We start from the raw sequence: 11,492 nt of genomic DNA on the forward strand, positions 1-11,492 counted from the left end.
AATGACAGGAGGAAATACAGAAGATGAGTCTCGGTAAAGTTGTTCAAGTTATCGGGCCCGTCGTCGATGTACAATTCTCTTTAAACGAAACCTTACCAGATATCAATAATGCGTTAAAAGTTACACGTGAAGATGGAACTGCTCTAATTATCGAAGTTACGCTTGAATTAGGTGACGGAGTTATGAGAACAATCGCCATGGATTCTACGGATGGCTTGCAACGTGGAACAGTTGTTGAAGACACAGGTGCTTCAATTTCTGTCCCTGTTGGTGAAGATACTCTTGGTCGAGTGTTTAACGTTTTAGGAGATACCATTGATGGTGGTCCTGAATTTAATAAAGATGCAGAGCGCAGTAGCATCCATAAAGATGCTCCTAAATATGATGAATTAAGTGCAAGTACTGAGGTTCTTGAAACAGGAATTAAAGTTATTGACTTGTTAGCCCCTTATATTAAAGGTGGTAAAATTGGATTATTCGGTGGTGCCGGTGTTGGTAAAACTGTTTTAATTCAAGAATTAATTCATAATATTGCTCAAGAACATAATGGTATTTCAGTGTTTACCGGTGTTGGTGAACGTACTCGTGAAGGTAATGACCTTTACTTTGAAATGAAAGAATCCGGCGTGTTAGAGAAGACAGCCATGGTGTTTGGTCAGATGAACGAGCCGCCTGGTGCCCGTATGCGTGTTGCATTGACTGGTCTTACAATTGCGGAATATTTCCGTGATGAAAAAGGACAAGATGTGCTATTGTTTATTGATAATATTTTCCGCTTTACACAAGCTGGTTCTGAAGTTTCAGCCTTATTAGGCCGTATTCCTTCAGCCGTAGGTTATCAACCAACATTAGCTACTGAAATGGGTCAATTGCAAGAACGTATCACGTCAACTAAAAAAGGTTCAGTTACATCAATTCAAGCAGTTTATGTTCCAGCTGATGATTATACTGATCCTGCTCCTGCAACGACGTTCGCCCATTTGGATGCAACAACTAACTTGGAACGTAGCTTAACGCAACAAGGTATTTACCCAGCTGTTGATCCTTTGGCTTCAACTTCAAGTGCTTTGACACCTGAAATTGTTGGAGAAGAACATTATCGTGTTGCTACGGAAGTTCAACATACGTTACAACGTTATCGTGAATTACAAGATATTATTTCTATTTTAGGTATGGATGAATTATCTGATGATGAAAAAGTAATTGTAGCACGTGCGCGTCGCATCCAATTCTTCCTTTCACAAAACTTTAATGTTGCCGAACAATTCACAGGAAAACCTGGATCATATGTACCAATTGCTGAAACAGTTCAAGGATTTAAAGATATTCTTGATGGTAAATATGATTCACTTCCTGAAGATGCTTTCAATGGTGTCGGCCCAATCGAAGATGTTATTGAAGCAGCAAATAAAATGGCAAAATAGGGGGTAATAACAGATGGCTGAAGATTCAGTTTTGACCGTTAGTATCGTCACTCCTGATGGTAGTGTTTATGACAATAATGCTAAAATGATTATTGTTAAAACACCCAGCGGGGAAATGGGTATTTTACCCAATCATATTCCAGTTATTGCTTCTCTTGATATTGATGCTGTCAGGGTTAAGGTAAATGATAATGAAGAAGATGAAATTGCCGTAAGTGGTGGATTCATTGAATTTTCAAAAAATGTCGCAACGGTTGTTGCAAATGCAGCAGAATGCCAAGAAGATATTGATGAAAATCGTGCACAGGCTGCTAAAAAAAGAGCTGAGCAGATGATTTCTACTGCAAAACAAACACATAATGTTGATGAACTTAAAAGATCTGAAATTGCACTTAGACGTGCAATCAATCGAATTAATATCTCTAAACATTAATACAAAAGTGGGTGCTGGATTTATTCAGTACCTTTTTTTGTATATACATATTAAATATTTCATTTTTGTTACAAATATTAGCGACAAGTGGTACAAAATATGCTATGCTTATGACGAATAAATTTTAGGAGTGTTTTGATGAATACTGTGGGAATCCAATCGCTAGTTACTTTAATGAGTCATCTAATGTTTATTGGAATTGCTTTTTGGGCAATTCAAGGGTTACGAATAGACAGGTTTTTCCCACAAAGTAGCCAACAAAGAATCAAAGTTTTAATTGTCTTATTGGCTATTTTATTAGGATATACAAGCAGTGCCTTTTTCTTAAATTTTATTGATAATGTTCGTAATTTAGTTTTTTTAGTTAAATAATAACGGGGGAATAACTTGTGGAAAAAATAATCGTCAAGGGTGGAAACTCACTCAATGGAACAGTGCATATAGAAGGCGCAAAGAATGCAGTATTGCCAATTCTAGCAGCCGGAATTTTAGCAAGTAGTGGTGAAAATACACTGTCAAATGTACCAGTTTTGTCAGATGTCTTTACAATGAATAACGTACTACGTTTTTTAAATTTAGACGTTGACTTTAATGAAGAAACTAATGAAGTTAAAATGAGTGCGACTAAAGAATTATCACCAGAAGCACCATTTGAATATGTTTCAAAAATGCGTGCTTCTATTGTTGTAATGGGACCACTTTTGGCACGACTTAAACATGCGAAGATTGCAATGCCTGGTGGGTGTGCAATAGGTTCTCGCCCAATTGATTTGCATTTAAAAGGTTTTGAAGCAATGGGTGCGCATATTGAACAATTCGATGGTTATATAGAAGCAACTGTAGATGAATTAAAGGGTGCCAACATTTATCTTGATTTTCCAAGTGTAGGTGCAACTCAGAATATTATGATGGCTGCAACATTAGCTACTGGTACAACTGTGATTGAAAATGTTGCAAGAGAACCAGAAATTGTTGATTTAGCTAATATTTTAAATAAAATGGGTGCTAAAGTACAAGGTGCTGGTACCGAAACAATTCGCATTCATGGTGTTAAGGCATTACATGGCGCTGATCATGCAGTTGTCCAAGATCGGATTGAAGCAGGGACATTCATGGTTGCTGCAGCAATGACTCAAGGTAATGTTTTAATCGAAGAGGCTATTGCGGAACACAATAAACCATTAATTTCTAAATTAGAAGAAATGGGCATTGACGTTATCCAAGAAGACAATGGTATCCGAGTAATTGGAACAGAAAAAATTAAACCAACTACAGTTAAAACATTGCCTCATCCAGGGTACCCAACTGATATGCAGCCTCAAATGACTGTCCTTCAATTAATGGCAGATGGTACAAGTATTTTAACAGAGACGGTATTCGAAAATCGTTTTATGCATCTTGAAGAATTACGACGTATGAATGCAAAATTTAAGATTGAAGGCAACTCAGTTGTCATGTATGGTCCAACTGACTTCAATGGTGCAGAAGTTGCTGCTACAGACTTAAGAGCTGCTGCAGCACTTGTGCTAGCAGGATTAGTAGCTCGTGGTTATACACAAGTTACACATCTTGAATATCTTGATCGAGGCTACTATCATTTCCATCAAAAGTTAGAAGCTTTGGGTGCTGAAATTAAACGTATCAATGATGATACACAAGATATAATTATTAAGACAGAAAATGAAGTAAAATAGAAGAAATGTCCATTTTGGACATTTTTTTATTGTATAGGTATATGGTATAATGCTTACATTAGTGTAAGTTTTAAGTGCCGAGAGGAGAAGCATAATGGCTAAAGATATTGGTATTGATTTAGGAACCGCAAATGTATTAATTAACGTACAAAATAAAGGAATCGTCTTAAATGAACCATCTGTTGTTGCAATTGACACAAAATCAGGTCGTGTATTAGCAGTTGGATCAGAAGCATATAAAATGGTTGGTAGAACACCTGGTAGTATTAGAGCTATCAGACCTATGAAAAATGGTGTCATTGCTGATTTTGATATTACAGAACAAATGTTAACTTACTTTATTAAAAAATTAAATGTGAGCGGCTTTTTATCAAAACCAAGTATTTTGATTTGTTGCCCAACAAATATCACATCAATTGAACAAAAAGCAATTATTCAAGCTGCTGAAAAAGCTGGTGGTGGCAAGGTTTATCTTGCTGAAGAACCTAAAGTTGCAGCTATTGGTGCTGGGTTGGATATTTATCAACCCCGTGGTAGTTTAGTGATTGATATTGGTGGTGGTACAAGTGATGTTGCCGTTATTTCATTAGGCGATATTGTAGCAAGCCGTTCATTACGTGTTGCTGGTGATCAATTGAATAGTGATGTTATCAATTTTGTTAAGCAAAAACATAACCTTCAAATCGGTGAACGTACAGCTGAAAAAGCTAAAATTGAAATTGGGACAGTTTACCCAGACAATCGTGCATTAGAAATGGAAATTCGTGGACGAGATGTTGTTACTGGTTTACCAAAGACAGTTGTGCTTAGCTCTGCTGAGATTGAAGAAGCAACTCATGATACAATGCAAGCAATCGTTGCAGCAACTAAAGAAGTTCTTGAACAAACACCACCAGAATTAGCATCAGATATTATTGATACTGGGATTATTTTAACAGGTGGCGGTGCATTATTAGATGGTGTTGATTTATTAATGTCATCGAACTTAGATATTCCTGTTATGGTGTCAGAAACACCATTGGATGATGTCGCAAAAGGAACTGGATTCTTGTTAGATCATATTGAAAAACAAGGTAGATAACAACTGTGATACTGGTTATTAAGGGAGGTCTATTAACGGGGCAATCTGTTGATGGACCTTTTCATATAGGAGGTGTCATTTATTTATGCAAAACTTAATGCTTGCACCAATCAAGTTTTATCAAAAATTTATTTCACCGATGTTTCCACCTAGTTGCCGGTACTATCCAACATGTTCAAACTATATGATTAAGGCAATTCAAAAACACGGTGCAAAAGGTATTATTATGGGTATCGGTAGGATTTTACGATGCCATCCTTTTGTCAGAGGCGGATACGATCCCGTACCTGATTACTTTACCGTACGAAGAAATAAGAACCCTAAAGGAGAAGAAAAGCATGTCTAAAAAAGAAAAAGAGATTGAAGTAGCAGAAAATGATATTAAAATTAATGGTGAGGATGCAGTTTCATTAACCGTTGGCGGTATTGAAATTGGTACAGTCATTCAACAAGATACAAAATTTGTTGCAACATTAAGTAACGGTGAGATATTCAAAGCTAAAACTCGTGATGAAGGTATTGATACTTTATTGCGCGATTTTCACTTACATCGCGGTTAATTAGTCAATTATTAAATTTTAGCCTATTCAAAAATTTAACGAAATAAGTGACATAGTGTGGAGGGGAATTCTATGAGTAGTAGAAAAGATGAGGTCGATAGTGAGTCAAGAATTGATTATGGTATTATTTTTGCCGTTTTAGTCTTGGCAATTATTGGGCTTGCCTCAATTTACGTATCAGCATCCCATGATACTAGTGCGACCTCAATTGTTAGCCAAATGGTTTCACAGTTAATGTGGTACGCTATTGGTGTCATTGCAATTGTCGTTATTATGCAATTTGACTCAGAACAATTATGGCGAGTCGCACCGATAGGGTATTTTATTGGCCTGTTTTTATTGATGATTGTTTTAGTCGTATATAGTCGACCTTTATATATAAACACAGGTGCTAAAAGTTGGATACCATTAGTTGGTTCGTTAACGTTCCAACCATCAGAAGTTATGAAGCCAGCATTTATATTAATGTTGGCGCGTGTGGTTACGATACATAACAATGATTATCCAACTCATAAAATTGGGACAGATATTATTTTATTAGCCAAAATGATAGCATGGACGTTACCAGTAGTTATTTTATTAAAACTGCAAAATGATTTTGGAACAATGCTCGTTTTCTTTGCTATTTTAGGTGGTGTCATTTTAGTTTCAGGTATCACTTGGAAGATTATTGGACCGGCATTTGGAACGGTGGCTGTTGTAGGTGGAACGGCATTATATATGGTTATTTCAACAACTGGTCGATCAATTCTAGAAAAAGTTGGCTTTTCTGCCTACCAATTTGACCGAATTGATAACTGGTTAGATCCATCAAAAGATACATCCGGAACAGGATATCAATTATGGCAAAGTATGAAAGCCATTGGATCAGGACAAATGACTGGTAAGGGATTTAACGTGTCAAATGTTTATGTTCCCGTCCGTGAATCTGATATGATTTTTTCTGTTATCGGCGAAAACTTTGGGTTTATTGGTGGTTGTATTTTAATCTTTATTTATTTCTTACTCATTTATCGAATGGTTCGTGCAACCTTTGATACGAAGAATGAATTTTATGCTTACTTATCTACTGGGGTCATTATGATGATTTTATTCCATGTTTTTGAAAACATTGGGATGAGTATTGGGTTACTACCTTTAACAGGTATTCCATTACCATTTGTCAGTCAAGGTGGGTCTGCTTTAGTAGGAAATATGATTGGAATTGGCTTAATTATGTCAATGCGATACCATCATAAGAGTTACATGTTCAGTAGCGAAGACGAAGATTTTGATAAAAAGATAAGGCAGTGATTCTATTATGGAATCACTGTTTTTTAAAACTAGGAGGTTTTGATGATGATTGATTTTTATTGGTATCCTAAATGTTCAACTTGTAGAAAAGCAAAACAATGGTTAGACGAAAATGAGGTTGAATACCATATAATAGATCTTATCCAAGAAACACCAAAGGCGAGTCTAATCGAAAAATGGTTGAATGAGTCTGGTCTTCCAGCAATATCTTTTTTTAATACACAAGGAAATAAGTATCGTGAATTAAATCTAAAAGATAAACGACCAACGATGACAATTCAGCAATCAAGTCAAATTTTAGCATCAGATGGGATGTTAATGAAACGTCCGGTATTAACTGATGGAACAAAATTAACGACCGGATTCAGTGAAGATGTTTTTACAGAGACATGGTTAAATAAATAAAACTGTTGACATTAAATTTTAATCTAGCTATAATCAACTACAATAAGAAATACAGATAAGACGTTTTGAAAAGATGAGTAAATTTTAGTAATTAGTTAAGAGAATCCTGGTAGCTGAAAAGGGATCAAAATTACGGAATTGAATATGGTCTTGGAACGTTTGGTAGATGAGCAATGTTAATCTACCTTGGGTACGCCCAATACAGCGGAAAGGTATCGGTTATATTAAAACCCGTACCTGATGAGATTGTTATCGTGAGGTAACAATAAAACAAGGTGGTAACACGTGAAGTTTATAACTTCTCGTCCTTCCGTTTATTAAACGGGGGATGGGAGGTTATTTTTTTGCAGAAAAATTAGGAGGTATTAACATGATTGAGTTTAAAAATGTATCAAAAGAGTTTATCACGAAAAGTGGTAAGGTTAGCGCTGTTTCTGATGTGAATCTTTCGGTGGAAGATGGTAGCATCTTAGGTATTGTAGGATATTCAGGTGCTGGTAAAAGTACATTAATTAGAATGCTGAATGGATTAGAGACACCAACTTCGGGTGAAGTTGACGTTAATGGCGCTAAAATCGCATCTTTATCGGGTAGAACATTGAGAAAGCAACGTCAAAAAATTGGCATGATTTTTCAACATTTTAATTTACTCTGGTCACGAACGGTTGTGGAAAACATCATGTTTCCACTTGAACTTGCTGGAATAAGTAAAACTGAGCGGTTGTCCAAAGCTGAAGAATTAACAACATTAGTTGGGTTAAAAGGTAAAGAAAATGCATATCCTTCTGAGTTATCTGGTGGACAAAAGCAACGAGTTGGGATTGCTAGGGCTTTAGCGAATGATCCTGAAATTTTGATTTGTGATGAAGCAACAAGTGCGCTAGATCCACAAACAACAGATGAAATATTAGATTTATTACTTCAAATTAATCATAAATTGAAATTAACAATTGTATTAATCACTCATGAAATGCATGTGGTTCGTAAGATATGTGATCACGTTGCTGTAATGGAATCTGGAAAATTAGTGGAGAGTGGACTTGTCTTAGACGTCTTTAAGCGTCCGAAACAAGACGTCACAAAACGATTCGTTAATCAGGAGGTCACACCAGCTCTACATGATACTGAACTTGCTGTAAATGAATTAATTGAAGCTTATCCACAAGGGTTGATTGTTCAATTAACCTTTCACAGTACGCAGACGCAAATGCCAATTATCTCTGAAATGTTAAGACAAATTCCAGAAGTTGATTTTAATATCGTTGAGGGTTCCATTCATCAAACTCAAGGTGGCCCAATTGGAACATTATATATTCAATTAACTGGTCCAAAAATAAGTTTAGATCAAACCGTTCCATTCTTGCAAAAAATGAAAGTAGAAACGGAGGTATTGCATTATGGGGACTAATACTTGGGCGTCATATTTTAACTTTAATGCTGTTAACTGGGATGAATTCTGGTCAAATACTTGGGAAACAATCAGTATGACATTAATATCTACAATAGCCGTTACAATTTTGGGTATTATCTTAGGTCTTATTTTATTTGAAACAAAACAAAAAACGACCGGTAAAATAAGTATCTGGGTAAAAATAATTAATTGGATTGTTTCAGCCATGGTTAACATTTTTCGTTCAATTCCGTTTATTATTTTAATTGTCTTATTATTGCCTTTTACTAAGGCTTTAGTTGGTTCTATTATTGGACCGATTGCAGCATTGCCAGCTCTAATCCTCTCGGCGGCTCCATTTTATGCACGAATGGTGGAACTTGCTTTTCGTGAGATTGATTATGGTGTGATTGAAGCAGCTGAAGCAATGGGTGCTAACAAGGCACAAATCATTTGGAAAGTACTATTACGAGAAAGTTTACCAGCTCTTATTTCAGGGGCGACAGTTACTGGAATTACAATTATTGGGTACACGGCAATGGCTGGTACGATTGGTGCCGGTGGGCTAGGAAATTGGGCTTTCATTGAAGGTTATGGTGCTAATAATAATACTGTTACACTAGTTGCAACGGTCACAATCATCATTATTGTTGCCATTTTTCAACTTATTGGTGATCATTCAGCTAAATTAATCGATAAACGAAATAATTAAGGGGTAACCTCATGAGAATAAACAAAAAGTTCATTTTTTCATTTCTATTTTTGACTCTTTTATTAGCTGGATGCGGGAAACAATCAAATGGAATGACTACTTTGACAATTGGTGCTAGTAATATGCCCCATGCAGAAATTCTAGATCATGTAAAACCAATGTTGGCAAAAGAAGGTATCGATTTAAAAGTTAAAGTTTTTCAGGATTATGTGATGCCTAATAAAGCGACTGAATCTGGTGATTTAGATGCTAATTATTTTCAACATAAACCATTTTTAGATAATTGGGACAAACAGAATAATGGTGATTTAATAAGTGTTGGAAATGTTCATCTTGAACCAATCGGTGTCTATTCTAAACAAGTTAAAAAGTTAACTGATTTGAAGAAAGGAAGTACGGTTTTAGTATCTAACAGTATTTCAGATTATGGTCGTGTTTTAACTATTTTTAAAGATGCTGGATTAATAACCCTGAAAAAAGGGACAGACGTGGCAACTGCAAATTTTGCTGATATCAAAACAAATAAATTAAATTTAGTTTTTAAGCATACGTATGAGCCAAAATTGATGTCTGATTTATATGAAAATAATGAAGGCTCAGCCATCATTATTAATGCAAATTATGCGGTTGAAGCTGGATTAAATCCAACGAAACAAGCTATTGCATTAGAACGTAGTACATCATCATATGCGAATTTAGTTGCTGTCGCACCAAAAAATAAAGATAATCCTGCGATTAAAAAGTTAGTTAAAGCACTACAATCTAAAAAGACACGCGAATGGATTTTGAATAAGTATAAAGGTGCCGTTATTCCTGCAAAATAAAGAGAATTGAATTAGTCGACATGACTAATTCAATTCTCTTTATTTTGCAATTTTATTAATTAGCCATTTGAAAATAGCTAAATCTGATGGTTCTCTTATATAAGACATTTCGGGATGCCATTGAACACCTAAAATGAGACCGTCATTACTACTGATACCTTCAATTAGGCCATCTGAACTTGTCGCAATGGCCGTTAATGAATCACCTAAACGGTTAATGGCTTGGTGATGGTACGTATTGACACGAAGCGTTGAACCATAAGTATCTGATAAATAATTATTTGCTTTAATCGATACAGAATGTGTGGCGTATTCTGGTAATGTTGGATCTTGTAAATGCTTAACTTGCCAATTTGAATAGTCACTTAAATCTTGATAGAGTGTTCCACCAAAAAAGACGTTAAGTATTTGTAGTCCACGGCAAATACCAAGTATTGGTATTTTTCGAGAAATAGCTTCCTTGATTAAAGCGAGCTCCATTTCGTCACGTGGGGGATTTAATTCTTCTAATTTTGGATGAGGTTCTTGGCCGTATAAGATTGGTGAAACATCTTGACCACCTGCTAATAGTAAACCATCTACCAAATCAAGATAACTAGATGCGTTTGCTAAATCAGTAGGAATGATTAGTGGTAAACCGCCAACTTCAATAATGGCATCAATATAGCCTTGAGGTGTATAAGTAATTTCGTTAATGTGCATGCCTGTAATTGGATTTCGATTAGGATTTCCAACAATACCGATAATAGGTTTCATAAATGAACCTCCTCAAAATTTACTTTTTATTAGTTTAACTTAATTAAATAAAGATTGCGAGTCTCGAGGCTCCATTGAAATGGATAATTTATTAAGATAGAATGGAATATATTAATGAATCGGAGGAATGCTAAAATGTCGACACTTGAGGTTAAAAATTTACATGTAGAAATTGAAGATAAAGAAATTTTAAAAGGTGTTAATTTAAAAATGTCGACTGGAGAAGTACACGCAATCATGGGTCCAAATGGAACAGGTAAATCAACTTTATCTGAGGCCATTATGGGGAATCCTGCGTATAAAGTGACAGAAGGCGAAGTATTGCTGAATGGTGTAAACATTTTAGAACTACCTGTTGATGAGCGAGCTCGAGCAGGATTATTTTTAGCAATGCAATATCCTTCAGAAATTCCTGGTGTAACAAATGCTGAATTTATGCGTGCAGCAATCAACGCACGTCGACCGGAAGATAAACAAATCCCAATTCGAGAATATTTAAAGAAATTAGATAAAACGATGACAACTTTAGATATGACTGAGGAAATGGCTGATCGTTATTTAAATGAAGGTTTTTCAGGTGGCGAAAAGAAACGTAATGAAATTTTACAACTGATGATGATTGAACCAAAATTTGCTATTTTAGATGAAATTGATTCAGGTCTAGACATTGATGCATTGAAAGTTGTTTCGAGAGGCGTAAATGAAATGTTGAAAAATGCGGAATTTGGAACACTTATGATTACGCATTACCAACGTTTGCTGAACTATATTGTGCCTGATGTGGTGCACGTTATGATGGATGGACGGGTTGTTAAAACGGGTGGCGCCGAACTTGCAGAAAAACTGGAAGAAGAAGGCTATGCTGGTTTGCGTGATGAATTAGGGCTAGACATTACTTTAACAGACGAGAACCTTTAGTG

14 protein-coding genes are annotated in these 11,492 nt (G+C 35.7%); 13 read left to right on the plus strand and 1 reads right to left on the minus strand.

The window, feature by feature from the left end; translation table 11 throughout:
• The first annotated feature begins 23 nt into the window (after window positions 1-23).
• The 12 genes from atpD (at window position 24) to AC1RPG_RS05470 (ending at window position 9,816) form a co-directional block, all read left to right on the plus strand.
• Window positions 24-1,424 (plus strand): F0F1 ATP synthase subunit beta, encoded by a 1,401-nt coding sequence (atpD, locus tag AC1RPG_RS05415; protein WP_409022308.1) that lies wholly within the window; start codon window positions 24-26, stop codon window positions 1,422-1,424.
• Window positions 1,425-1,437: 13 nt separating this feature from the next.
• Window positions 1,438-1,857, plus strand: a complete 420-nt coding sequence (locus tag AC1RPG_RS05420; RefSeq protein WP_481761640.1) for a F0F1 ATP synthase subunit epsilon — start codon at window positions 1,438-1,440, stop codon at window positions 1,855-1,857.
• A 138-nt stretch (window positions 1,858-1,995) separates the two neighbouring features.
• A complete protein-coding gene (locus AC1RPG_RS05425; RefSeq protein ID WP_409022310.1) occupies window positions 1,996-2,229 on the plus strand; it encodes a DUF1146 family protein in 234 nt (77 codons plus the stop codon).
• A gap of 17 nt (window positions 2,230-2,246) precedes the next feature.
• Complete coding sequence (gene murA / locus AC1RPG_RS05430) at window positions 2,247-3,551, plus strand: UDP-N-acetylglucosamine 1-carboxyvinyltransferase (protein ID WP_481761641.1); 1,305 nt, start codon at window positions 2,247-2,249, stop codon at window positions 3,549-3,551.
• A gap of 94 nt (window positions 3,552-3,645) precedes the next feature.
• Window positions 3,646-4,632, plus strand: a complete 987-nt coding sequence (mreB, locus tag AC1RPG_RS05435; protein WP_409022312.1) for a rod shape-determining protein — start codon at window positions 3,646-3,648, stop codon at window positions 4,630-4,632.
• 85 nt (window positions 4,633-4,717) lie between these two features.
• Entirely contained in the window at window positions 4,718-4,978 is a 261-nt protein-coding gene (gene yidD / locus AC1RPG_RS05440; protein ID WP_409022313.1) for a membrane protein insertion efficiency factor YidD, read from the plus strand.
• Window positions 4,971-5,192, plus strand: coding sequence for a DUF2969 domain-containing protein (locus tag AC1RPG_RS05445; protein WP_409022314.1), 222 nt, complete (start codon window positions 4,971-4,973; stop codon window positions 5,190-5,192). The genes yidD and AC1RPG_RS05445 overlap by 8 nt, the downstream gene beginning before the upstream one ends.
• 72 nt (window positions 5,193-5,264) lie before the next feature.
• Window positions 5,265-6,485, plus strand: a complete 1,221-nt coding sequence (locus AC1RPG_RS05450) for an FtsW/RodA/SpoVE family cell cycle protein (RefSeq protein WP_481761642.1) — start codon at window positions 5,265-5,267, stop codon at window positions 6,483-6,485.
• A 45-nt stretch (window positions 6,486-6,530) separates the two neighbouring features.
• On the plus strand, window positions 6,531-6,890 hold the full coding sequence (locus tag AC1RPG_RS05455; protein ID WP_481761721.1) for an arsenate reductase family protein: 360 nt from the start codon (window positions 6,531-6,533) through the stop codon (window positions 6,888-6,890).
• 370 nt (window positions 6,891-7,260) lie between these two features.
• Window positions 7,261-8,298, plus strand: a complete 1,038-nt coding sequence (locus tag AC1RPG_RS05460; protein ID WP_481761643.1) for a methionine ABC transporter ATP-binding protein — start codon at window positions 7,261-7,263, stop codon at window positions 8,296-8,298.
• Window positions 8,288-8,992 (plus strand): methionine ABC transporter permease, encoded by a 705-nt coding sequence (locus tag AC1RPG_RS05465; RefSeq protein WP_409022317.1) that lies wholly within the window; start codon window positions 8,288-8,290, stop codon window positions 8,990-8,992. The genes AC1RPG_RS05460 and AC1RPG_RS05465 overlap by 11 nt, the downstream gene beginning before the upstream one ends.
• A 17-nt stretch (window positions 8,993-9,009) precedes the next feature.
• Window positions 9,010-9,816: a MetQ/NlpA family ABC transporter substrate-binding protein gene (locus tag AC1RPG_RS05470; RefSeq protein ID WP_481761722.1), complete on the plus strand. Its 807-nt coding sequence runs from the start codon at window positions 9,010-9,012 to the stop codon at window positions 9,814-9,816.
• 39 nt (window positions 9,817-9,855) lie between these two features.
• Here AC1RPG_RS05470 and AC1RPG_RS05475 read toward each other — a convergent pair whose 3' ends face one another.
• Window positions 9,856-10,572 (minus strand): gamma-glutamyl-gamma-aminobutyrate hydrolase family protein, encoded by a 717-nt coding sequence (locus tag AC1RPG_RS05475; RefSeq protein WP_481761644.1) that lies wholly within the window; start codon window positions 10,570-10,572, stop codon window positions 9,856-9,858.
• Window positions 10,573-10,707: 135 nt separating this feature from the next.
• On the opposite strand from AC1RPG_RS05475, the gene sufC reads away from it, so the two are divergent.
• Window positions 10,708-11,490: a Fe-S cluster assembly ATPase SufC gene (gene sufC, locus AC1RPG_RS05480; protein ID WP_481761645.1), complete on the plus strand. Its 783-nt coding sequence runs from the start codon at window positions 10,708-10,710 to the stop codon at window positions 11,488-11,490.
• Window positions 11,491-11,492 lie beyond the last annotated feature (2 nt).

The sequence above is a fragment of the Dellaglioa sp. CoH-57-MRSF-18 genome, assembly GCF_056781995.1.

What these genes read in the sequence shown, in the direction of transcription:
- AC1RPG_RS05455 (WP_481761721.1), top strand. Translation starts at nt 6,531, where the DNA reads ATGATTGATTTTTATTGGTATCCTAAATGTTCAACTTGTAGAAAAGCA.
- atpD (WP_409022308.1), top strand. Translation starts at nt 24, where the DNA reads ATGAGTCTCGGTAAAGTTGTTCAAGTTATCGGGCCCGTCGTCGATGTA.
- mreB (WP_409022312.1), top strand. Translation starts at nt 3,646, where the DNA reads ATGGCTAAAGATATTGGTATTGATTTAGGAACCGCAAATGTATTAATT.
- AC1RPG_RS05465 (WP_409022317.1), top strand. Translation starts at nt 8,288, where the DNA reads ATGGGGACTAATACTTGGGCGTCATATTTTAACTTTAATGCTGTTAAC.
- sufC (WP_481761645.1), top strand. Translation starts at nt 10,708, where the DNA reads ATGTCGACACTTGAGGTTAAAAATTTACATGTAGAAATTGAAGATAAA.
- AC1RPG_RS05445 (WP_409022314.1), top strand. Translation starts at nt 4,971, where the DNA reads ATGTCTAAAAAAGAAAAAGAGATTGAAGTAGCAGAAAATGATATTAAA.
- AC1RPG_RS05475 (WP_481761644.1), bottom strand. Translation starts at nt 10,572, where the DNA reads ATGAAACCTATTATCGGTATTGTTGGAAATCCTAATCGAAATCCAATT.
- AC1RPG_RS05420 (WP_481761640.1), top strand. Translation starts at nt 1,438, where the DNA reads ATGGCTGAAGATTCAGTTTTGACCGTTAGTATCGTCACTCCTGATGGT.
- AC1RPG_RS05450 (WP_481761642.1), top strand. Translation starts at nt 5,265, where the DNA reads ATGAGTAGTAGAAAAGATGAGGTCGATAGTGAGTCAAGAATTGATTAT.
- AC1RPG_RS05425 (WP_409022310.1), top strand. Translation starts at nt 1,996, where the DNA reads ATGAATACTGTGGGAATCCAATCGCTAGTTACTTTAATGAGTCATCTA.
- AC1RPG_RS05460 (WP_481761643.1), top strand. Translation starts at nt 7,261, where the DNA reads ATGATTGAGTTTAAAAATGTATCAAAAGAGTTTATCACGAAAAGTGGT.
- yidD (WP_409022313.1), top strand. Translation starts at nt 4,718, where the DNA reads ATGCAAAACTTAATGCTTGCACCAATCAAGTTTTATCAAAAATTTATT.